Genomic DNA, 20,300 nt, shown 5'->3' with positions numbered 1-20,300 from the left:
AGTGCCAGGCAGGCCTTTGCTTGCGCCGATAGCGTGGTTAGCATCGGCGTCATTGAACAAGGCTCGTTAGTACTTTGGTCACAATCGTCACGACGTCGTCGTTTGAGTCGTAAGCGACGCTTTATGTATCCTCGCATGGTCTGTTTTCACTCAGCACGCTTGCGCTGGCGCAGCCTTCGCGAGCCATAACATCGAGACGCATCAATGGCTTGACCTTGGCGTCAGTTCCGCGACCAATGAAAACGGTAAAGCACTCACTCACTGGATGGGGTGTGCTGTACCGCTCGGCGCACATCTCAAGCGCGCGCAGTGTTTCCTCCAGCTCTGAGTAAGGCGGAAGACCATCTGGCACGACGCTGCCTTCAATTTCGCAGAGCTTCGTGAGCAATGCCGCATCGCCTATGTACTCGCCGTCGTAAAACGATATTTCAAGCATCGGCAGCTTCAAGAACTTTGATGGCGACGGCCATGACGTCGTCCGTAGTCGAAATCGCAATGGAACCAACGTCGACCCTCGGTAGCGTGCTGTACACACGCATGCGCAGTACCGTCCGCGACCGCAATGTCAACGAGCCAGGTCGTTAGCGTGGGAGGCACAGTGAGCGCTCGCTGCCTGACAACTACAGCTATCGCGCTGGATACAGGAAACGGTCCCGCGACAGACCGCGAGCGCAGCGCAACAATGCACTGATGCCACGGGGTACCCTCGAGCATAGTCGACCGCCCCTCACATACCGGGCGCGAGTGCGATTGCTGGCAAAGCGTGCTCATGCTTTCCGCGTAAATGCGCACCCGCGTGTCTACGAGCGGCTCCGGCACCTTATAGCTTGTAGTGCTCATGGTGACTCCCCATGCATCAGCGCGAGCTTCGCGCGCAGCTCTGCCAGCACGACCGGCGGGCTGATGCCACGTACTTCGTGCGTGCGGACAAGTTTGTCGCGGCACCATGTCGGCCAGTGCAGGTAGTCATCATCTACCGCTATCCAATCTGTCGGTTGGCGGCGCAGGACGTCTGACCAAATCTGTATGCCGCGCGGTGCTTGCTTAAACGACTCAGGGTCCATCGCCTCGTGATACGTAGCCCCCACTACTCGTGCCCGCAGTTCGGGTGTCAGTTTGCGTGCGACTCGCGCGACGCTTTTATACACACGCACCCAACTCGTACTCAGCACAATCTTGACGCCAGGATATGGCAGCAAAACTTTTTCGAGCAGCTCGCAGTGCTCAAACAGCTTATGTCCATCAGGCGACTCAATAAATGGTCCTTTTCCGGGCCGCATGAGGACATTTTCGGGGTGCAACACACCGTCAAAATCGAGATAAAGAATCAGACCGCCGGTAGTCACAGGCGGCGGCACTGCGGGAGGCGGAGTAGGAATCACGCTCATCTGACTATTTTTGTGTTGTCGTACAGCCCTGCTTCTTGCTGCATCCGCCCCAGTTCGCGTAGCGCCCTGCACGCAATTCTCCGCCGCTTGCGTCGGTACGCCTCGGCTCTTTCTCGCAGCACAAACTTGCGGCCACGGATGACCAAAACGGGGCGTAGGACATGCCTACGCATAAGCGTTTTGCGCACATAGTGGGGGCTAACAAAAAGTAGCCTCGCGACCTCCGACACTGACAGCAGGTCTGCGCGTCGCATTACCGGTAGCCATTCAGAAAGTCCTGCCAGTCATGCGACCACGCGCAGTCCCGTGGCTCGGGGTCATCGAGCACGAAAGGGCACCCAGAGCTGCGCAGATTGTTTTCGAAAAGTGTGCGAGACGGTTCGGGAATTTCGCGCAACCGCACGTACGCTCTGCCGTCCCGGCTGACATGCACCGGCACTTCGGGCAGCACAGGTCGCCCAGGCAGTTCCTCTTTGCCCCCGTTTAGTGCAGCGGCGATACATCTGCCTACAAGGTCCCACACCGAAGCAGACCACCGCGGATACGTGCGGACATGCGCAACTTCACCGACCCCGATGTCATCAAGCAGCGATTCGCGCAGCTCCACCTCGTAGTCCGCGAGTGCGCCATTTTTAACGCGCGCGATGTCCGCCGTTGCAATCACACGTTTGCCCGACTCGCGGCCGCCTGGCCAAAGTTCTATAGTGACCCTTAACATGCGTCCCTCTCGGCTTTGTGAACACGCTCGGTGAGTGCCACCGCTTCTTCTGGCGACATGGGCAGTGGCCCCAGCGGTGCCACATGCAGCACCCAGCCGGCCAGCTTGCTAACAAGCGCGGCGTCGCCGGCGCACAGTCGGGGTGTCGCCAATGCGTGCTCGATGGTTCCGTCTTGCGGTGGCCTGCAGCACGTATATACGGCGTCAAAAGCGGCGCGTACTCTCGTCGGTGCGGTCGGGGCATCATTGCGTGCATCGCGTAACAAGTCTTCGTATTTCATATGCGTGTCGTGAGGTGGCGTGGAAAGGTCAGGTCCTCGCAGCAACTAAAGGACGAAGACTGTTGAAACCAGCCTCGGCCAAGCCTTCCGCAGCCGTGCCGGCACGATGTAGGGCGCCTCTGGCAAAAATCCGTCTTCAATTTCTGTTTGCGTCGGTTCCGAGTGATGCCATAGGTCGCGCTCCAGTAGCACGTGTTCGTAAAGCAGGGCCCAGCGTCCATGCAGAACTTCGGGAGAACAGCTGGCCACCTGCGCAAAGAGGTCGGCAGACTGCGCCGACCATGGTGCCGCTCCGTCTGGATAGTCATCCGCGATAAGACTGGCAACCGCGCGGTCCAGCCACTCACGCAGGTTCAATCCGCACTTCTGGGCGGAGATGACGGCTGCCGCCATCATTGCCGGTGACATGTGAATAACAGTTCGAACTCCTTCCGATTTTGTGTCCAGGCAGGTTGTGCTCATTTGATGGCCCTTGTTTTGTGGCGTCCAGGTCGAAGGATGATGTACGTTTTCAGAACCTGCACGGACTTTCGGTTACGAAATTCTGCCTGGTCGCTACACGCAGTGAGCCCGCCTGTTGAAGGGGGCACTTTGTGAGAGGCCATGGATGAGAGGAAGAAGAGGTATTACGGCAGTCGACGTAGTGCGGGCTTGCGTGTCCCTGCGAAAGCAGCGCCGGCGAATTGGTCCAAAAAACGTTCGACTTGAGCTCGGAACAGGCAGCTACGGAACAATTGTCCGCCACCTGCGGTTGCTTGCATTCCGGGACAACCAGGGCCGTCGCTCTTGACAGGACCTATCAGTGATAACGCGCGTTGCAGTCCCACTACCTGTTGCTGCGCGTAGAGTCAAACTGCGCTTGGTTGCGGGCCCGCACTCGCGGGCCTTACTTCTTCTCGACTTCTCGGAGTTCTTTCCGTGGACTCAGGTAGCGCTCTGGACCCACTCCATGCGCTGTTACGCCTGCATGCATTTCGCGACGGCAACAACTCCGGGCGATGAATGATGGTGGTTACGGTCGGCTGTCTTAGCGGCCCCGATTGATTGAACGGTGGCGCGTCAATCGGGAGCCACCGTCCAGCACCCGGTACTACGGAGTGGGCGCCTCGGTTAGGCGGCAGCAAGCGGACCTGCTTTTTGGACCTGGCGTATCTGCCGGACCGCGTGAATCATAGCCCGGCGCATCTCCGCCTGTGGGAACCGGCAGAACGCCTAGAGCACAGCCTGCAGGGGCGCTTCGCCAAGCTCGCAATCAAGCCCAGTCGCTCGCACCATGAACGAATCCCATAACCGGCTTGACAAGATGGAAGTCCGGGACGCCCGCAGACATCTGCCACCGAGTCGCGGTCAGCCTACGAGGGGAGTCCGGCGTCGGGTTAATACAATGGCCATCTCTCCCCGGTCGCTACACGGGGGTGCGCAATACCGCGCACGTGTGAGGACAAAGAAGATGTTTTTTGAACCGATGGTCATCGAGGGTGTGCTGGTCAGTAGCGGTCGTGTGATGCGACCCGACGAAGTGAATGACAGCCTGGCAGAGAGACCGGCACTGCAGCGAAGGGTGAGCGGCTGGTACCTGTGCGGGGACGTCGATGAGCGGATGTTCTACGCGCTGGCCGCCGCCAGGGGTGAGTGCACCATGCAGATGACCGTGCTGACAGGCGGGGCGGCTGGTAACTACGGCCTGTTCGCGCAGCAGGTCGGCACATTGCAGCACCGGTTCGTGCTGCCGCTGTTCGAGCCGTCCGTCGCCGGGCTGCTCGAGTCGCTCCAGGACGCGCCGGTACAGTTGTCGCTTGGCCGCAACGACACGGAGGAAGCGCTGCTCATTCGCCAGAAGCTGCTCGTGCAGGGAATAACCCAGGTGCAGACCTTGATGCAATCACTCGAGGATGTGGATGCAGCCGCAGTAGTGGCGAACGGCCAGCATGTGCTCGAAAGCGCAATGCGCATCGACTCGATGAAGCGGTTTCCCGGTTTGCCAGAGGTCACAGATGTCTGTGTTTCTTTCGTCATTCCGGAGGCGGTTTTTACCGTGGTCGACCAGTTCGCGCGAACGGTCTCCGCCGCCAGCTTCCATTGACAGGGCATTGGCGAGTCTGACCATATGGCATCGCATCACCTGATTCGACGGGGCTCGCTGCGGCGAGCCCTTTCATGTTGTATGGCCGGAGTAGGGCATCTTCCGGGCGAAAGATTGCCGGTGCAGATGCGGGTACGGTGCGCGCGCTATACGTCGGATTACCATCACGTTCCCATACGCTATGAATTCTCACGAACTTGCCATCACCTACGTCGGCGCAGCCGTCGGCGAGCTTTTCGGTCATCTCATCATTCCGCCCGACGAGTGCGATTTGGAATGCACGTACTGCCTGTCCGCCACAGACATCGAGCATGGTAGATGGCAGGGGCATCGTGATGTAGCCAGCAGCAGGCTTGCAGCAGCAATTCTGCGCCACGCGGGACTCGACGGTGCGCGACTTGAAAGTGACATGCTGACGTGCCTGTTCGCCGTCCTTGCCCGGTCGGCGGACATCGCCTTGTGTTACATCGACGCGATGACCTGAGTGCGGCGTCTACGGACAAGCGTAAATCTCGTCGCTGCGCATTTCGTCACACGAGGCAAAGGAACTGGTTTTTAGCCATCGAAGCGACATTCGACGAAAGCGGCTTCACCGTTCGTCTTGGCGCCAGCAGCGTGCTACACGTGCTCATGGAATGGTTTAAAAAGTTGAAGGTAACAACGCCCGAGCAACGTAGCGACGTCCGCATTTCTGCGTCTGGCGCTGGTCTGCACTGGGACCAGCTCGATGAAGAAATAAGCGTTATCGAAATGATGCGAGAAGCTGAGCGTCGTCATCGCGATGAGCGATTGACCTCGTGCGTACCGGTTGACTTTCCATGGAACCCAACGCCTGCATTGCTGTCAGGCACGCAGCCAAAACTCGCGGGTCGTTGGGTTGACGGCAGGCTTATCGTCGGCTTGACTGCGGAAGAGCGGTATATCCGATGGGATATGTGCGAAGACCTCGCACAGCAGCTTATTCGAAAGACTCTTGAAGATGCAGCCAAGTACCCAGAGCATCCGCGCGAGGTGACGATAAGGCGGATGCGGAGGGCCATCGAACGAAAGCAATGGACGGAGCGCATGGAAACGGATTGGCTGATGGCACGGTTGCGCGTGTTGCTCGGTTGGTAGCAGTCAACTGAACGAAGGCTCGAAGATGCATCGACTTGCTGTAAGTGTGTGACGGGAGAACCGGCCGCTGCTGGCGGTGCCTGCGGCGGCCAAAATCTATCAACGTGAATATGAAACGCGACGTAGAACCTGCTTTCGATATCGCTTTACGATGGCGAGTACATAACTGGAGGCTCGCAGTGACGGTAAAACACACGGCAAACCATTTTTCCGGCACGGATGCAAAATATCTCCGCGTTGGAGGGCGTAGCGATACCCGCATTCGCTATCGCCACATGGGTGTTGGGCGGCGGACAAGGAGACTTGGTGCCAAAGCGCGGGCGGACATCGCCCGCGTGGCGTACATGATTTGCGTGCACGCGCCGGATGAGGTCGACACGATTCTTAAGCTGCCATCCCGACGCATCGGACGCATGTTCAAACGGGCGCTACGTCGCATACAAAGGCCGATGCGTAGGCGCGAGCGCTTCAGACGTAGGCCGAGAAGCTGTGTCTTCCGAATTGCGACCGAGAATTCATCGAAATGCTGAAGTGCACGCCGCCCCGGCCACAAGTCGCGGTCGTCAACGACACGAAAGAGGCACGACATGAAATTGCTCAACCCATTCGCCGAATGGCTTCTCCGCTCCGCTTCTCGCAGAAGAATGTCGACAGGCTCACGATGTGGCTCGGCGGGACCCTCTCGGTTCTTGCAGCAGCGCTTGCCACCGAAGTCTCGATCATGTTGGTAATACAGCAAGGCATCCCTCATCAGGAATTTTCAACCATTCGTCGCATTGGTCACGAACCTGACGGGCTGTCGCGATGCAAAGTCGCAAGACCCGTCATGAGCGGAAAGTAGCCTGACTCCGGGCCGCGATTCGTCGGGCAGCGATTAAAAAATATACTGAGAGATATCAAAAATGATGCACCAGGATACCGCGAGCGGTCACCTTGAACGTAGCATCGGGAACGACCGCCTCAGACGGGCATTGGCGGCCCGCCTTGACAGGGCGTTCAAACAGGCAGGCCTCAGTTCTGCGCGCGCAGCAACGGCGCTGGGTGTCAGCAAATACCACGTGGACTACTGGCGACAGGGAATCACCGTGCCGCCGTTGAACACCTGTACGCGTCTTGCCGCCGACCTCAACCTCGACGTTCACTGGCTTTGCACAGGGCAGAGTCGGGACGCCTAATCCGCATTGCATGACGATGGCGGAGCATCGGCTCGGTGTGCCGTGCGTCCGTACGCGATACGCCAGGTGTGCCCGACGCGCCATCGATTCAAGCCGGTGCGACTGTGCTCGTGCTTTTCTTTCCGCCCGCTCGTCGGCTCGTCAGCCAGTTGGTGGGGCAATAAAACCCAAAGTGAAGTGGTGTCGGAGAGCCGGCCCACCTCGCGCCGGCTTTTTCCAGGCCAATAAGTCGCCTTGCACGCATGGGCGTGCAGTCATGTTCTGAGGTCAATGGGACAGGTTCTTCGATTGTACCGGCGATACCTGAAGCCGCCAGCCGGTCCAGAGGAAGTGTGTTACTGCGACTCAACGGCGTCAGCTCGCGCTTGCGCAATCTCGACCGGGTATTGGTCGTGGTACGCGTCGAACAACAGTGAGCACAACTGAGCAATTGAATCCAGGCCGACGGCCTGGTCTGCGTGCTCGACCTCTCGTGCGTTGAGTACGTCGTCGATAACCGGAGCGAGACGGCGCAATTGCCGGAAAGTGGCATCGTCAAGTTTCATGTTGGACCTCCTGTCGTCAGCTGGTGGAGCGCATCCTCAGCTGACCAGTCCCAAGATGTTGCTTACGCTTGACCTGCCGGGCTTTTGAATGTCCTGAGCGAACTCCGACCAATTTCATAATGTCTCTTCCGTCGACCATCCTAGCGTTTCGACGCTGACCTCGTACTGTCGCATCGGTCGTGGTCCCTGTCGCTTAACTGGCCCGAGGAGGAAGTTAGCCGCGGCGATAGTCGTGATATCCGCGCGCGTCCCAGTCGCGCCTATTCCAATAATGATGTCCGTCCCAATACCGGTCACCATGCCAGCCGATGACTAATTCAGGGCCCGCGATGACTCGCGCTGGCGCGTAGGGGCGCGCTGCTCATAGACGGCAGACGGCGGCGGTGGCCCGAACGCAACCCGCAGCGGACTGGTAGTTGTCGGTCTTTCCCTTTTCGGGTCACATTCTTCTCCTATCGTGGTCAGGCATGCGCGGGCAATCTAACTTCGCTTGAACCTTGCAGAGTGCTGTATTCGAGCTGTATTCGGGTGCGGTGAGTGTGCACGAGAGTGGGCTGGAGCGCTAGAGTGCGCGTGGACGACCTCAAGGTATTCCAGCGGAACCCGCTCAAGCCGTTCTGGCCGCCGCTCACCATCCAGCGGGAATTCGACGCTTACGTGCTTTCCCGTGGGCTCATACGCTATGACCTGCCCGACCCGACCTCGAAACCGGCTTGCCGAGCGGTCATCGAGTGCACTCAGGCGAGCAGCAGTGAATATCACGGAAATCTTTTTTCTTACCTGGGACATAAGCAGCTCCTTAATTCAATTGTTCGGAGGATAGGAAAGAGGCGCAGGCGGCGCAAGGCAAAAAAAGGGGTTCGCACCCCATGCCGTTACGGCGGCGTAGTTCAAATGCTCGACGCTTGAATGTTGCAATTTGGAGTGCCCTCGCACCTTAGTGCCGGATGCGCTTTGCTCCCTCTCAGGGTGACTGCTGCGTCCGCCGCCAAGATAAACCTCTCGAAAAGGACTGCGCTGCGCATCCAGCGTTTCACGACGACGTGTGCGAAGCCCGACCGCAGCACCGTAGTCGACAGCGGCCAGCAGCGTCGCGCCAACGATTACTCCGAGAATCGTCGTCATGCTGTGGATGCTGATTTTGGATTTGTCGGGTGCCGAGTGGCGCGACGGACACGATGTCTGGGGTGCCCGGCGCGAACACGATGGGTCACTCTGGCAGCAAGTCGAAAAATCAGATGCAGAAAAAGGGGCGATGAGCTCGCCGGCCTCCAGTAGTGAAATGAAAAAACCTACTAGGGGTGAGTTTCGGCAGTACGCCCACGATGGCGCTTTCGCCGTCTTCGCGGCGAGCGCGATACAGATTGCAGTGCCGATTATTCGCGCGCGTCTGGTGGTTAAGGAAAGCAATGCGCCTATGCCACCGAAGCAAGCCATAGTGGCATAGGCGATGGAGCGGCAGATAAGCCCTCCGCCCGGGACAGCTTACCGATAGTGTTCAATGCTCACTCGGCCGGAAAGCTGGGTCACTTTCCACCACCTCTTGGGTCGCGGACCAGTACGGCTGCCGGTTGTAGTAGCTGTACGTTGACTCTCCCCATTTCGCATCTGCCATGGCGGGCCAGTGGTCCTTGTCGAAGCCCGGGTCGTCCTTGAGGCGCTGTGCCGTGATGTCGACGAAGAAACACTTCTGGTCCGTATCGAGGGTCAGCGCACTCCATGGGATGGCATGCAGGTTAGACCCCATCCCAAGAAAACCGCCTTCAGACAGCACCGCATAGGCGATGCGTCCGTTGCGGACATCAAGCATGATGTCTGAAATCTTTCCCACGTGTTCGCCGTCTGAAGACATCACCTTGGTCCCGTCGAGCGTCGCGGCAGCCATGACGTCTGGTCCCGGCCCGTCGCCGATACCACCGCCGACGATGTTGGCTCCGCCTTGAGGGCCACGTTGCGGGTTAATTGAGCCCATGATTCACCTCCATCGAAAATGGTGCTTCCGTAACGAGCAAGCAGCATACCTCCGCAGGCGGGTGCCCACGAATTCGGCGCGAAAGGCTGGACGGTCTCCGGATGCGCAACTTCAGTCTGACGTTCGCGCTAAGCCCGCAGGACCAACGCGAGGTCATTGAGTGACAGCGGCTTGATGAGATGAGCGTCGAACATTCGTTCGTCGGTTGCCGGGCATGCCGGTTGCGCGGTTGCTGCCCGTCAAGGCCACGAGCTTCGTCTGCGAACATTGCGCGCGAAGACGGAGCAGCTCTGCCAGTTCCTGACCGTCCATGCCTGGCATTGCGATATCAATGAGGGCAATATCAGGACTGAAAGACTCGACTATCGCGAGCGCGTCAGGTCCATTCGTCGCCCGCTTGACCTCATGTCCTTCCAGTTCCAGCAACGTTGATTTTTCGATACGAGCACGGCGCGACCCATGGCCACGATACTTCCTGTTGATGACGACCCGAACATTCTGCGACCCCCTGCGGTGGTTAATTGAGCCTTCAGGCGGATTCACGGAGGCATTTAGTGATGCGCCTGACATCTCGCCGCTGACGCCTATCGCACCGACGTGAACTTCGGCACATGGCGCCCTCAATAGACGCGAGGCGCTCTCGGAATGCCGTTCGTTCACCGGTTACGCCCAATACCTTGAGGGCATCGGGGCCCAACGCTCGGGCGCCGGAGCCGGCACATTGACGCGCTTTTCGGAACAGCACAAACGCCGGGCCAGGAGCGAGCTGACGGCAGACTCAAGGGCTTTCAGGTCGACGGGCTTGCAGAAGAACATGTTCCACAGCGCGGACCTATCTTTGGGCGGCAACTCGCCAGATGTCATCACCACCGGAATCTGCGCAAGTGAAGGGTAAAATTTCAGCCGCTCGCAGAGGGCGATGCCGTCCATTTCCGGCATGTTCCAGTCGGTGATAATCAAATCAGGCAGATGGCGCCCCGCCAACGCCAGCGCCGGTTCACCGCTATCCGCGAGCAGCACCCGGTGACCACTTCGCTCGAAAACCAGCTGAAGCATCCACAGTGATTCACCGTCATCGTCGACCAGGAGAATGAGAGCCATAGCGCAGCAACTCGGGACATATCGATTTTGCGCATTAAGCATGCCGCCTTGCATCCGCGTTCGAAATTTCAACGTCAGAATTGACGTTGCTTCAAGCGCGAAATAACTTCCGCGTGGCGAGCGTATTGAGGGGACAATCCCAAAGAGACGCGAGCATGCAGGCCAGGCGACCGGTCGCTCGTCGTCGGCCTGTTCAACCGATGTGCGGCTCGAAAACCGTCGGTATTCTAGCCGGTGCGGCTCGGTGTCAGATTCCAGTCACCCGAGGGCATACGAAGCCAGGACGATTGTCGCGCATCGCCACCGCTGCATTTCAAAACCAGCCGGAGGCGGAATCATCCGCCGCACCGACATTTGAGTGGGCTAGCAGGTCAGGGGAAGAGCTAACGCCGCTCGGGGCCGTTGATTCCGCACGGTGTATCCACATCGCCGACGGCGGCCCACGGGACACTGCTTCGGCGCGACGCATCCAGCTCATGCCCTTTACTGCCAGCCCGGATGGGCCCGCCGCAAATCGGGCGAGCCTCGGGTCTGGTTGCACACGCGGATATATACCCCGTCACGGTGCCTTTTCGTCCGGCGGCTGGTCGCCGGGAGACGGCTCCGGAGGCGTCTCCTCGTCGGGAACGTCTTCGTCCGGTTCTGTTCCTGGAACGTCGCTGTCTGTCTGCGTTCCAGCATTCGCGTCCGGCCCGATTTTCGTCGCTCCACCGGTCGACGGCGGGTCGCTCGCAGCGAACGTATCTTCGACAGCTGTATCGACGTCCTTTTCCGATTTGTCGTCGGCCGCGCGTTGCTCGGTAGGATGGGTAGCCATTTCCAACTCCTGATGGTTTGTGTTCCGAGAGGCCGCAACGGCTGTTCCTGAAGCGGCATCAGCCTGCGCGGCAAGAAGGCGAGCGATGGTAGAGCCGCGCCAACAGCGCAAATCAGCGCAGACCCTCCGTGCGGGGAAGAACCGTCAATGCATTGGCATTCCAAAAAAACCGGACCTCCAGGGGAGCAAGTCCGCTCCGTCCGGTCGTATCCATTGTGAGTTGTCGTCTGACCGAATGTTCTTCAATGGGAAGGGGCATCCCGTAGCCGCACTTGTTTCGGCTTTCCAGAAACTGGTTTTCCGGTGCTAAGCTTGCAAAAAAGCCGGGAGGATAGCGACTGACCTCCGACCGGTGGCTTGTGCAGCCGTAATCGGAAGCCGCGCGAGCTTCCTGCCGCCGGCTACGAGGAGAAGTCCATGGCAGCTCGTTCCATCGCGTCTCTGACGCTTTCCTTCGGGCTGGTTTCCATCCCGGTCAAACTGTACTCGGCCACGGAGAGTGCCTCAGGGGTTGGCTTCAATCTCCTGACGCCAGAAGGCGGGCGGGTGAAGCAGCAGTACATCTCTGAGGCGACAGGCGAGGTGGTGGCTCGCGCCGACACGCAGAAGGGTTACGAGTTTGAGAAGGGACAGTTCGTCATCTTCGCTGCGGACGAGCTGAAGGCACTTGAAGAGGGTGCTACGCACGTTGTAGAAATTGTCTCTTTCGTGCCGGAAAAATCGGTCGACCCGCTCTACTACGACAAGGCGTATTTCATTGCGCCGGACAAACGGGGTGGCAAACCCTACAGTCTGCTGCAGCAGGCGATGCGCCAAAGCGAACGGTGCGCGCTCGCAAAATGGTCGTACAAAGGAAAGACTCGTATCGTTCAGGTTCGGCCGGCAGAAGACGGCATGGTTTTCCAGCAACTGCTCTTCGCAGATGAGGTGCGCGCATTGAGCGACTTGCACATTGAGCGGGAGCCGGTGACCGACACTGAGCTCAAGCTTGCGCTGCAAATCATCGACCAGGTCTCGGAGGACGCCTATGACCCGACGGCGTACCAAGACGAAGAAAAGAAGCGGATTCTGGAGGCCATCGACCAGAAAATTGCGGGCAAGGAGATTGTGTCTCCAGAGGAGTCCACGAGTGAGTCGGGCGGCCAGGTAATTGACCTGATGGAAGCGCTTCGGGCGAGTCTCAGCGCCAACAAGGCGAAACGGAACGTACCGGCGAAGACGGCGCCGGCCAGGACAACGGCAACGAAGAAGACCACCGCCGCTGACGTCGAAGTGTTGGCAGCCAAACCAAGGCGCCCTGTCAAACGAGCCACACCGAAAGCCGACATCAAAGAGGCGCCACCGGCAAAGGTTCGAGCACGCAAGTGACCAGACCGAATCAGTCAAACGATTACTCGTTGCGCAGCCTTCAATCGCTGCTGGGCGTCTCGCGTCGGGTGCTGTCTGGGCTGATTGAAGCCGGATTCGTTCACCCGGCGCGCGGTCGCAGAAACGAGCTTCGATTCTCTTTCCAGGATGTCAAGGTCTTGCGCACAGCATTCCAGTTGCAATCAGCCAAAGTCTCATCACGGAAGATTCTGAGGGCGCTCGCCAAGCTGAAGGCCGAACTCCCTGATGAGCTTCCCCTGTCTGGAATCCGAATCACATCGGTAGGCGAGACGGTGGCTGTCAGGTCAGGACAGGCCCAATGGGACGCCGCTTCCGGCCAGCACCTGCTCGACTTCGAGGTCGCACCTATTAGAGGCGAGGTCGCGTTCCTCGACTCGGCACCGCGAAACCAGACGAGTCGCGAACAGCAAGCGGAGGAATGGTTTGCGCTCGCGGAACAACTCACCGGGACCGATGCTATTGGCGCGGAGCAGGCGTACCGGAACGTGCTGGAGTTCGCGCCATCACCGCATTACCACGCTTATACCAATCTGGGCGTTTTGCTCTGCGAGGCAGAAACGCGCTGCGACGAGGCATTGTCCATTTTTGATGGGGCGTTAGGGCACTTCCCAGATGACGCGTTACTGCACTTCAACCGCGCGGTCGTTCTCGAAGAGCTGAAACGCTATGACGCTGCGGCGGCGACCTATCAGCGATGCATAGAACTTGACCCGACGCATGCCGACGCACACTTTAACCTCGCCCGGCTGAGCGAGATTCGCGGCGACAAACAGGGTCTAGTTCGACACCTCAGTGCTTATCGCCGGCTGGTTGGCTGAACCGGGCTTCGCCGACGATTCATCTGGTTCAGAGCACGGTTTTCGACCTATCAAGCCGTTCATGAGGATGCTGAAACTCTGCGGCATGTCCAGGCGACGGGCTGATGCAAGCACGTACAAAGCTGCAGCTGCGTTGCGCATCGTTCTCGTGACGCAACTGTTCTGTCGAAGTTCATCGACGTGACTTGTCCTCCACCCACGTTTTACTTGTCCTTCACCCACGCGCAACTTGTCCTCGACCCACGTTTTGCGTGGCCTTCACACACGGGAAATGGATATCCACTTCCGAAAACTGTGCTGCAGGCAAGCCGTTTTCTCGGTCGAGCACTCCGGTAATCTTATAATCTTTAATCTATGTAACCTACGCGTGAGCGAGGAGCCCCTAAGATTGGCTCAAGACAGCTGTTCCGATGAATCTTCTCGGTATTGTTGTTGTACGGCTCTGAATATCCCCGAGGGTAGCGCTGATGGCAACCAGGACGAAGGGCTGTGCGCACGGGCGGCGTTTCTGCTATCAAGCCGGCGCCGCCTTAAGGAAGCGTCAAGCTGTTCGGAAGTCACCGCCGTCCAGCGCACTCCCTGGCTGCCCTCTGTACAGGCATGAGAGTCCCTTAAGCGCAACACCGCCCGTGTCGAGGTTCGTGTTTTCCGCTCGCCAGGAGTTCACCTCTTTTGTGGTCGCCGTAAATGCCGGCTTCTTGCGACACGTCCACGAGACACTGCCTGGTTTGGTGGCTTTCTCGGCGTCGCAACTTGTGATACTCACGCACAGCGGGCGTGGACAAACGAAGTTGCGTACGCATGCGAGACGTTCAGAAAACGTACCGCTTCTTCGGTTCACATCGATTCGTCCACCACTCGTCGTGATACGCCCAGCATCGATTTGAGAGTCGCGAGAGACAAACACTTCAACCCGCTCGGAGCATCTTCCCGAAATCTGAGCGAGTGCGAGTGGGGAAAGATGAAGTACATCCCTCCTGTTTCGCACTAGCCATGGCTATCGACCCACGCGCGACACCACGAAAGGCCTGCTGATTCTGCCTCTTCGTCAGTATCGAAAGAGCTAAGCACCCCAGACACCTCTACGACCTTGGTGTCGCGCATGATTGTGCCGCTTCCTGCGAATCGTCTCCGTTGCAGGATGTTTTCCTGGTGCAGGATTGCATGGCCCCAAAGCGTATATCCACGATATTTTTCAGTTTGCATCTGTTGACCTCTGCAGGCCCTCCGTACAACTCCCCACCAATATTTGGCTCGGTTCGCGCGGCTCGACAAGTACCCTACTGCTAAGGCGCTGGGTGTCGATTCCAGCCATCTTCAACGTAGCGTCAATCATCATCAGCTCTTGGCCGGAATGGAGCGCCCACTCCTCGCAGTCACACCACACGGTCATGCCGTTCTGCTTTCGCGCGTACGCAGACGCTTCCCTCCATCGTGATGTTCCAAACAAGAATCGTACCTGGCTGTGCAGCGAGGGCATCTCTGACCGTGCGTGGCACTGAAGTCTGACCTTCCGCCTGTAGTTGGGACTCGGCCGTAAGCTCTTCCATGTCACCCGTCCGGACTATTGTTTCGGGACCCATAGTTGAATGCAGACTTTTTTCGCCGACGTTGAGCCTGTCAACATCGGAGCCTCGGGTTGCTTTCCGCATCCAATTCGGCAGCAGGCGACCCTCGTTGACATAGCGAGCTTGTGCACGTCGCAGCCAGACGATGAGAAGCACGCCGATTAGAGGCAACACGGATAATCGGAGGGTTCCTCCAGACCAAAGAGAGCACTGTCATATTCGCCTTCCGCAATGTGTCAAGCGCCGCCAGCCCGCCCAGAAAACCATGGTAAGGCAAAACCTCGTACCTCGTCATGCGTTGACTCGGCCGAAACATAAAAAGCGAGCGCAGCATAATGCCGGGCTCGCTCGCGATTTCAAGTTGCCGACTCCTCGGGCTGGCGCGGAAGCCTAGACGTCTCCACGTTCATTGTTTCGCTGATGCCGCTTGCGGCTTTCCTGTGGCGACGAGCCCCGTTTGAGGAATTAGGCCGGCTTGATGACGCAGAGCGCAGTTATAAACGATGTCTCGAGCTTAATCCGTCATACGCGGACGCACATCACAATCTGGTAATACTGCTCGAGACACGTGGCGACCAGCAGGGCCTGGTGCGTCATTTGAATGCTTACCGCCGGCTGACGACCTGAATGACATCTTTGCCAACAAAACATGGCGATAAGTGATGGTGGCCATTCCGCGCAATAACTCAAGCACGGTTTGTTGAGCGAACCTGGCCGCGTCGAGCAGCCAAAGAGGAACACATGGCAACCACGACGTCGAATGTCGACGGTTTTGATTCCGAGAATCGAGCACTGCTCGCGCGCTCAAGATGTGATTCCCATTAGCGAGGCCTCTTCGCGACGGACGGAGCTCGCCGAAGACGTCGTCGCAGGTGCCGAGAAAGTCTTGACGAAGAATGGTTCGGCATACGTCGCGATTGTCGACGCCCGAAAGCTGAATTACGACCACGCTCTCGAAGCCGAGCACGGTCGGCTCGTCCTGTTGCACGATGCCGAGGAGGGTCTCAAGGCCGCGCTTGCGGACAAGGTGCAGTCCGAAGAAGAATTCCAGAAATCACTGCGGCGTTTTTCTCCCGGGAAGTGATGCGGGTCGATTTCGCGGAGTTCGAAGGGCTTGGGCGCCTCTAAAGGCCAAGCGAGGCTAGCCTCGGGCTCAAGCGGCAGCTCGCACGCCGGCGCTCCGGCCATCGCGTGGGTCAAAAAGCTATGGCGAGCGCGTTGGCTTGAGCGTCATCGCGACAAATTCGGCCATGTCCTTCCTAACTTGCGTCGCTGCTGCCTCGTTGTATGCCAGGGTCGTGCCGCGTTCAACGCAGGGGTCGCTGTATGAAAACGGCTGCTTGGTTTTGGCATTAACGAACTGCCCGTGGTCTCCTTCCTCCACTTGACAGTTTCGGGTCGTCAGCGCTTGTGGCAGCACTCGCGGCGGATTGTACGCTCGAGCGTCGAATGTATGTCCAGCCCCCTGGTACTCGATAAGCTGAACGTCTTTACCCTTGGCTTTCAGCCTGTCAACGTAGTCCCGGCATGCCCCAATCGAGGTGTAGTTATCGGCAGTCCCCATAAACACACGCACTGGCTGCGCAGTGAGGTCGTCATCGTCGCGGTACCGAAAGTTACAGCTCGGATAGAAAGCAACAGAGGCTGCGAAATGGGCCTCTGACGCAGCTGCATGCATGCGCTGAAACCGCATGAGGCTCGCGTAAAGCGTACTGTGGCCGCCTCTGGAGAAACCCATCAGCATCACACGCGTTGCGTCGATTCTCGGATGTTTTACCAACAGCGCGAGCGCGCGGTACGCATCCTCCGTTTGCGCCAGTTGGCCGAGCCGCGATGGGTCGTCGTTCGTGTTGACGATACCGCGACTCGTGAAGCTGTCGACGACGAAAGTCGCGACGCCCATCGCAAGCAAATCCCGCTCCCAATCGAGGACAAGGCCGCAGGCGCCGCACGCCCCATGCAGCAGAACGACGAGCGGGAATCGCTCGTTGCCCGCGCGCGGCAGGCGCAGTTCGCCGGCGATGGTCACCGGCTTGCCGTCCTCGCGGCCTGTCAAGAATTCCTGGTCGGTCAGTGTCAGCGACTCAAAGGGGGTGACTTCCATACGCGCAGCCTGTGCGTGTACGGTGTCCGGCAGCAGAGCGATGAGTAGGCAGAACGCATTGAAGACAACGTGCCAAAAACCGGTGCGCGGAAGCATGACCTCCTCCTTTTTAAGCACGTGTTGGTTGATGACCTTGTGGCAGCAACGTAGACCGGTTGTGGCAACTACTGAGGCCTGGCAAGCAGCCAAGCCAACCTTGGCCAGGCGGCGGTGCTCGGCACCGCCCGATGACCTTACGACCCGAGTGGTACTCGCGGTTGGCAAGCCCTACGAACCCATCGTGATGAGAAGCGTCACATCCTTCGGGATAGTCACCGCCTTGTGGCCCGGCACGCCCTTCGGGATACTGGACGTGCTGCGATAATGAATCGTGGTGCATGCTGGGGGCAACTGAACAACCGTCCCATCTCGGCTGACCAAAGCGAGATTCTCATTTCTTGATGTACACGATATACAGGACGATTTCAGTGTCCCCCAAATTCTTGAAGATGTGCGGCGGGCCGGCATCGAAGGACTCTACGTCGCCAGTCTGGTACTGGCCAACCTCTTTTCTGCCATCGGCGTAAATGCGCTGGAATTTGCCGCCCTTGATAGCGCGCACGACCCGAAACGGGCGAGCGATGTTCGGACTTTCCGCTCCCGGCTTGAAAGTGTTCTCGGCTACTTTCACTCTTTCATTATCGACAAACACTTTCTGTTCCATTTTCGGCGCTCCAGTCTCCTGCGCCCGGGCCGTACCGCTCCCGAATACCAGCGCAAAAGCTGATAACAGTCCGACGACCGTGTTCCTTGTTGCCTTCATTTGCTCCTCCTTTTTTCTTCGACCGGTTCAGTAAGGCAAACGTGCATCGCGGCGCCGGAACCACTGGCCACACGCGGCGGGCCTACCGACTCGGAACGCAAAACATACCAATTCAGCGGAACGCGAAGCCTCCCTTGATATTGGCCGGGCTTCAACCGAAGAGTAGAAGGTTCGAACTGAAAAGCAAACAAATTGGGGCCGTCAACGGCTCAGAAACCAGACTGCGCACATCCTCTGCACAGGCGTGACGTTCATGTTCCAGAATATGGTTGGAGCCGATAGCGACGACATAAATCCCAGCGCCAGCAATGCGCTCCTCGGGGGGATTCCACACTGCTTCCTAAAAGTCTCACCGTCCCGCCGGACTGCAATCTTGCAAACGGAAAGAATCGCACGGCGGAATTCCCTTCACGCGCTGCAGCGGCGTATGCGGGTTAGCGCGCGGAACAACGTCGCTGTGCGCGCGGCAGTTTAGTTCATGACGGCCGATGGTGATACTGAGGAGCCTATGCCAGGGCCACCAGCGGCACGGGAATTGCGGTAACCAGGACACGGACTGCACCGACCTGGGTCGCAGCCGGTCGCTCTGCACACGGAGGAGCCCATCATGCGAGTTGCTACGAAAGGAATCTTGCTTGCTTCGGCGTTAATGTTGAGTCTGTCGGGCGCCTTCTACGCGCAGGGTGCGGGAACAACTGGTGGCGGGGGCGCCGGTGCAGGCCAGGGTGGCACTGGAATGGGAACCCCGAATGCAAGCGGAACGACAGAGTCACCATCTGGCGCGTCGGGTGCAAACACTATGGGAAAGTCAGGTGAAATGTCGCAAAAGCAGATGAAGCCGAAGATGCAGAAAAAGGGGGGAATGGCTGCGCCAGCCTCCGACAGTGGCGGAATGAAGAAGGCTTATTAACGGCGGTGATGTTTGAGGCGTACCCTGCAATCTGCATGGTCAGGCTCCCGGTCAGGGAGCGTTATGCTGCCGGTTGCCGGGGAACGCAGGAGAGCGTCCGGAACGTCAGATGCCGGCAGCTTTCACATATTCGCCGACGTTGAGTTGGTCTGTTCTGTCGTCAGCGCCTGCGTCTTCTGCCATCGAAAGGGTCGCTGTACAAATTGATGAGTAGCTGGTCGTGGGGAACCTGCCCAGGAGCCATGCAATGGATAACGATTCGCGGGAAGAGAAGATTCGTGTAAGGGCCTATCAGCTCTGGGAAAAAGACGGCAGCCCGGAGGGACGCGCCGACGAGTATTGGGAACAAGCGCGGTTTCAGATAGATGAGGAAGAATCGGAAGCCGACGGCAACGGAGACGGCCCGAAGGGCCGGCTGCCAGGGGTGACGAAAACCGGCTAGGGACTGAGGCGTCGCCACGCCGTTGAGTGCGTGGCCGAGCCATAACCCAGGCCATTTCATTCCTCTTGCTGGCGAATTGCACGGCGGCGCGGTGTTCCTTCGTTGCCGCTGCGTGCGACCGCGACGACAGTCCAGCCAGGCGCCGCCTATACCAAGCTTCGCGTGACGCGGAATCTCGGCGCTTGGTGCCGGGCGGCACTCTTGCGCCGACTCTGCCCTGAAAATGCGATGTCCGACGGACCGGGAATCGTGCGCCACCAGCACACAGATTTCCTCCTGGACCGGTTTGATATTCGCGGCCTGCTTGCCTTTCGGACCCATCTTGACGTCGAAGCTGACATTCTGATTCTCTTGTAGCGACTTGAAACCTTGCCCACTGATTTCCGAGAAGTGGGCAAACAGGTCGTCCCCGCCGTCGTCCGGCGTGATAAATCCGAAGCCCTTGGCATCGTTTGAATCCCGAGCGCCGGGAGTGAGCGCGGCAAACTCGTGACCGTCATCAAAACGTGGCGGCGGCCACCTGCACGAGAGGGGGCTCTGCAGTTGACTTCCGCCTGTTGGCAGTGGGCGGGAACACGCTCCACCTGCCGTCACCGTTCCTGAGGAAAAACAACCCGCGCGCTCCGGCTGGTGACGACGTTTCGACGCACATGTAGCGTCTCCCATTCCCTGCGGTGCGACTGAATCTGGTTACATGAACGTGCATCGTGGGCGCCGGTGCGAGCCACTTTTCGACCTGACAACGCAGGGACTGCTCGTTCGTGTTTTCATGTTCCGCTCCAGCAGGTTTTCCGTTCAGGTAACGGGACGGTTTCTCACCGTTCATCTCCTTAACGCCGCAGACGCCGCGCCTCCAGCGTTCCTGAGTTCGACGGACACGCCGCCTGACGTCTTTGCGACGACCTTTCAGCCGGCCTTGCGCTTGCAATCAATCGGTGCGCCTGGCTCTCTCGCGCCATCTACCCCTCCCTCGTATCAGCGTTTACCCATACAGACAATTTGAACTCCGAATACTACTCTCTGTATACAGAGGTCAGAACACGAACAGATGCGGTGGTCCTATCAATTATT

23 protein-coding genes and 1 pseudogene are annotated in these 20,300 nt (G+C 58.6%); 10 read left to right on the top strand and 14 right to left on the bottom strand.

The window, feature by feature from the left end; translation table 11 throughout:
• Positions 1 to 121: 121 nt before the first annotated feature.
• From OKW43_RS28835 to OKW43_RS28820, 4 genes are all read right to left on the bottom strand, one after another.
• Positions 122 to 448, bottom strand: coding sequence for a hypothetical protein (locus tag OKW43_RS28835; RefSeq protein WP_187637143.1), 327 nt, complete (start codon positions 446 to 448; stop codon positions 122 to 124).
• A gap of 388 nt (positions 449 to 836) precedes the next feature.
• A complete protein-coding gene (locus OKW43_RS28830; RefSeq protein WP_187637142.1) occupies positions 837 to 1,388 on the bottom strand; it encodes an HAD domain-containing protein in 552 nt (183 codons plus the stop codon).
• 253 nt (positions 1,389 to 1,641) lie between these two features.
• A complete protein-coding gene (locus tag OKW43_RS28825) occupies positions 1,642 to 2,106 on the bottom strand; it encodes a hypothetical protein (RefSeq protein ID WP_429451183.1) in 465 nt (154 codons plus the stop codon).
• A 326-nt stretch (positions 2,107 to 2,432) separates the two neighbouring features.
• Positions 2,433 to 2,849 carry a hypothetical protein gene (locus tag OKW43_RS28820; RefSeq protein WP_429451181.1) on the bottom strand — a complete coding sequence of 139 codons (417 nt, stop codon included), beginning with the start codon at positions 2,847 to 2,849 and terminating at the stop codon, positions 2,433 to 2,435.
• A gap of 988 nt (positions 2,850 to 3,837) precedes the next feature.
• Here OKW43_RS28820 and OKW43_RS28815 point away from each other — a divergent pair.
• The 4 genes from OKW43_RS28815 (at position 3,838) to OKW43_RS28800 (ending at position 6,427) form a co-directional block, all read left to right on the top strand.
• Entirely contained in the window at positions 3,838 to 4,470 is a 633-nt protein-coding gene (locus tag OKW43_RS28815; RefSeq protein WP_187639362.1) for a hypothetical protein, read from the top strand.
• A gap of 181 nt (positions 4,471 to 4,651) precedes the next feature.
• Complete coding sequence (locus tag OKW43_RS28810; RefSeq protein ID WP_187639363.1) at positions 4,652 to 4,954, top strand: hypothetical protein; 303 nt, start codon at positions 4,652 to 4,654, stop codon at positions 4,952 to 4,954.
• Complete coding sequence (locus tag OKW43_RS28805; RefSeq protein ID WP_187639364.1) at positions 4,930 to 5,586, top strand: DUF2442 domain-containing protein; 657 nt, start codon at positions 4,930 to 4,932, stop codon at positions 5,584 to 5,586. The genes OKW43_RS28810 and OKW43_RS28805 overlap by 25 nt, the downstream gene beginning before the upstream one ends.
• Before the next feature lie 523 nt (positions 5,587 to 6,109).
• On the top strand, positions 6,110 to 6,427 hold the full coding sequence (locus OKW43_RS28800; protein ID WP_429451178.1) for a hypothetical protein: 318 nt from the start codon (positions 6,110 to 6,112) through the stop codon (positions 6,425 to 6,427).
• Positions 6,428 to 7,096: 669 nt separating this feature from the next.
• Here OKW43_RS28800 and OKW43_RS28795 read toward each other — a convergent pair.
• On the bottom strand, positions 7,097 to 7,306 hold the full coding sequence (locus OKW43_RS28795) for a hypothetical protein (protein WP_187639366.1): 210 nt from the start codon (positions 7,304 to 7,306) through the stop codon (positions 7,097 to 7,099).
• 804 nt (positions 7,307 to 8,110) lie between these two features.
• Positions 8,111 to 8,431: a hypothetical protein gene (locus OKW43_RS28790; RefSeq protein ID WP_429451176.1), complete on the bottom strand. Its 321-nt coding sequence runs from the start codon at positions 8,429 to 8,431 to the stop codon at positions 8,111 to 8,113.
• Here OKW43_RS28790 and OKW43_RS28785 point away from each other — a divergent pair.
• Entirely contained in the window at positions 8,430 to 8,753 is a 324-nt protein-coding gene (locus OKW43_RS28785) for a hypothetical protein (protein ID WP_429451174.1), read from the top strand. The two genes, OKW43_RS28790 and OKW43_RS28785, sit on opposite strands and share 2 nt — an antisense overlap.
• Before the next feature lie 51 nt (positions 8,754 to 8,804).
• On the opposite strand, the gene OKW43_RS28780 is transcribed toward OKW43_RS28785, so the two are convergent.
• From OKW43_RS28780 to OKW43_RS28765, 4 genes are all read right to left on the bottom strand, one after another.
• Entirely contained in the window at positions 8,805 to 9,278 is a 474-nt protein-coding gene (locus OKW43_RS28780) for a PRC-barrel domain-containing protein (RefSeq protein ID WP_429451172.1), read from the bottom strand.
• Positions 9,279 to 9,431: 153 nt separating this feature from the next.
• Entirely contained in the window at positions 9,432 to 9,821 is a 390-nt protein-coding gene (locus OKW43_RS28775) for a response regulator (protein WP_312893015.1), read from the bottom strand.
• 120 nt (positions 9,822 to 9,941) lie between these two features.
• Positions 9,942 to 10,379 (bottom strand): response regulator, encoded by a 438-nt coding sequence (locus OKW43_RS28770; protein ID WP_187639369.1) that lies wholly within the window; start codon positions 10,377 to 10,379, stop codon positions 9,942 to 9,944.
• A 559-nt stretch (positions 10,380 to 10,938) separates the two neighbouring features.
• The gene (locus OKW43_RS28765; RefSeq protein ID WP_429451169.1) at positions 10,939 to 11,196 is read right to left on the bottom strand and encodes a hypothetical protein; all 258 of its coding nucleotides are present in this window, start codon (positions 11,194 to 11,196) and stop codon (positions 10,939 to 10,941) included.
• Positions 11,197 to 11,613: 417 nt separating this feature from the next.
• Here OKW43_RS28765 and OKW43_RS28760 point away from each other — a divergent pair, with 417 nt between their 5' ends.
• Together OKW43_RS28760 and OKW43_RS28755 are read left to right on the top strand one after the other, a co-directional pair.
• Positions 11,614 to 12,564 (top strand): Ku protein, encoded by a 951-nt coding sequence (locus tag OKW43_RS28760; protein ID WP_429451168.1) that lies wholly within the window; start codon positions 11,614 to 11,616, stop codon positions 12,562 to 12,564.
• Entirely contained in the window at positions 12,561 to 13,403 is an 843-nt protein-coding gene (locus tag OKW43_RS28755) for a tetratricopeptide repeat protein (protein ID WP_429451166.1), read from the top strand. The genes OKW43_RS28760 and OKW43_RS28755 overlap by 4 nt, the downstream gene beginning before the upstream one ends.
• 987 nt (positions 13,404 to 14,390) lie before the next feature.
• On the opposite strand, the gene OKW43_RS28750 is transcribed toward OKW43_RS28755, so the two are convergent.
• Positions 14,391 to 14,609, bottom strand: coding sequence for a hypothetical protein (locus OKW43_RS28750; protein WP_246530501.1), 219 nt, complete (start codon positions 14,607 to 14,609; stop codon positions 14,391 to 14,393).
• 1,062 nt (positions 14,610 to 15,671) lie between these two features.
• Between OKW43_RS28750 and OKW43_RS28745 the strand changes: the two genes are divergently transcribed.
• A complete protein-coding gene (locus OKW43_RS28745) occupies positions 15,672 to 16,055 on the top strand; it encodes a hypothetical protein (protein ID WP_429451164.1) in 384 nt (127 codons plus the stop codon).
• 120 nt (positions 16,056 to 16,175) lie between these two features.
• Here the strand turns inward: OKW43_RS28745 and OKW43_RS28740 are convergent, their stop codons facing one another.
• Together OKW43_RS28740 and OKW43_RS28735 are read right to left on the bottom strand one after the other, a co-directional pair.
• Positions 16,176 to 17,171, bottom strand: coding sequence for a dienelactone hydrolase family protein (locus OKW43_RS28740; RefSeq protein WP_429451108.1), 996 nt, complete (start codon positions 17,169 to 17,171; stop codon positions 16,176 to 16,178).
• 334 nt (positions 17,172 to 17,505) lie between these two features.
• The gene (locus tag OKW43_RS28735) at positions 17,506 to 17,877 is read right to left on the bottom strand and encodes a cupin domain-containing protein (protein WP_429451106.1); all 372 of its coding nucleotides are present in this window, start codon (positions 17,875 to 17,877) and stop codon (positions 17,506 to 17,508) included.
• A gap of 607 nt (positions 17,878 to 18,484) precedes the next feature.
• Between OKW43_RS28735 and OKW43_RS28730 the strand changes: the two genes are divergently transcribed.
• On the top strand, positions 18,485 to 18,787 hold the full coding sequence (locus OKW43_RS28730) for a hypothetical protein (protein ID WP_187639130.1): 303 nt from the start codon (positions 18,485 to 18,487) through the stop codon (positions 18,785 to 18,787).
• Positions 18,788 to 19,034: 247 nt separating this feature from the next.
• Positions 19,035 to 19,229: a DUF2934 domain-containing protein gene (locus OKW43_RS28725; RefSeq protein WP_429451162.1), complete on the top strand. Its 195-nt coding sequence runs from the start codon at positions 19,035 to 19,037 to the stop codon at positions 19,227 to 19,229.
• Positions 19,230 to 19,508: 279 nt separating this feature from the next.
• On the opposite strand, the pseudogene OKW43_RS28720 reads toward OKW43_RS28725, so the two are convergent.
• Positions 19,509 to 19,682, bottom strand: a pseudogene (locus OKW43_RS28720) (cold-shock protein); the annotation flags it as partial.
• Between the last annotated feature and the right edge of the window lie 618 nt (positions 19,683 to 20,300).

The sequence above is a fragment of the Paraburkholderia sp. WC7.3g genome (assembly GCF_050436345.1).
GTDB classification, from domain to species: Bacteria; Pseudomonadota; Gammaproteobacteria; order Burkholderiales; family Burkholderiaceae; genus Paraburkholderia; species Paraburkholderia podalyriae.
Note: the sequence above shows the minus strand (reverse complement) of the source record. Positions and strands in the feature narration are given on the sequence as shown.

What these genes read in the sequence shown, in the direction of transcription:
- OKW43_RS28830 (WP_187637142.1), bottom strand. Translation starts at nt 1,388, where the DNA reads ATGAGCGTGATTCCTACTCCGCCTCCCGCAGTGCCGCCGCCTGTGACT.
- OKW43_RS28825 (WP_429451183.1), bottom strand. Translation starts at nt 2,106, where the DNA reads ATGTTAAGGGTCACTATAGAACTTTGGCCAGGCGGCCGCGAGTCGGGC.
- OKW43_RS28820 (WP_429451181.1), bottom strand. Translation starts at nt 2,849, where the DNA reads ATGAGCACAACCTGCCTGGACACAAAATCGGAAGGAGTTCGAACTGTT.
- OKW43_RS28815 (WP_187639362.1), top strand. Translation starts at nt 3,838, where the DNA reads ATGTTTTTTGAACCGATGGTCATCGAGGGTGTGCTGGTCAGTAGCGGT.
- OKW43_RS28810 (WP_187639363.1), top strand. Translation starts at nt 4,652, where the DNA reads ATGAATTCTCACGAACTTGCCATCACCTACGTCGGCGCAGCCGTCGGC.
- OKW43_RS28800 (WP_429451178.1), top strand. Translation starts at nt 6,110, where the DNA reads ATGCTGAAGTGCACGCCGCCCCGGCCACAAGTCGCGGTCGTCAACGAC.
- OKW43_RS28795 (WP_187639366.1), bottom strand. Translation starts at nt 7,306, where the DNA reads ATGAAACTTGACGATGCCACTTTCCGGCAATTGCGCCGTCTCGCTCCG.
- OKW43_RS28785 (WP_429451174.1), top strand. Translation starts at nt 8,430, where the DNA reads ATGCTGTGGATGCTGATTTTGGATTTGTCGGGTGCCGAGTGGCGCGAC.
- OKW43_RS28790 (WP_429451176.1), bottom strand. Translation starts at nt 8,431, where the DNA reads ATGACGACGATTCTCGGAGTAATCGTTGGCGCGACGCTGCTGGCCGCT.
- OKW43_RS28780 (WP_429451172.1), bottom strand. Translation starts at nt 9,278, where the DNA reads ATGGGCTCAATTAACCCGCAACGTGGCCCTCAAGGCGGAGCCAACATC.
- OKW43_RS28770 (WP_187639369.1), bottom strand. Translation starts at nt 10,379, where the DNA reads ATGGCTCTCATTCTCCTGGTCGACGATGACGGTGAATCACTGTGGATG.
- OKW43_RS28765 (WP_429451169.1), bottom strand. Translation starts at nt 11,196, where the DNA reads ATGGCTACCCATCCTACCGAGCAACGCGCGGCCGACGACAAATCGGAA.
- OKW43_RS28760 (WP_429451168.1), top strand. Translation starts at nt 11,614, where the DNA reads ATGGCAGCTCGTTCCATCGCGTCTCTGACGCTTTCCTTCGGGCTGGTT.
- OKW43_RS28750 (WP_246530501.1), bottom strand. Translation starts at nt 14,609, where the DNA reads ATGCAAACTGAAAAATATCGTGGATATACGCTTTGGGGCCATGCAATC.
- OKW43_RS28740 (WP_429451108.1), bottom strand. Translation starts at nt 17,171, where the DNA reads ATGCTTCCGCGCACCGGTTTTTGGCACGTTGTCTTCAATGCGTTCTGC.
- OKW43_RS28735 (WP_429451106.1), bottom strand. Translation starts at nt 17,877, where the DNA reads ATGAAGGCAACAAGGAACACGGTCGTCGGACTGTTATCAGCTTTTGCG.
- OKW43_RS28730 (WP_187639130.1), top strand. Translation starts at nt 18,485, where the DNA reads ATGCGAGTTGCTACGAAAGGAATCTTGCTTGCTTCGGCGTTAATGTTG.
- OKW43_RS28725 (WP_429451162.1), top strand. Translation starts at nt 19,035, where the DNA reads ATGGATAACGATTCGCGGGAAGAGAAGATTCGTGTAAGGGCCTATCAG.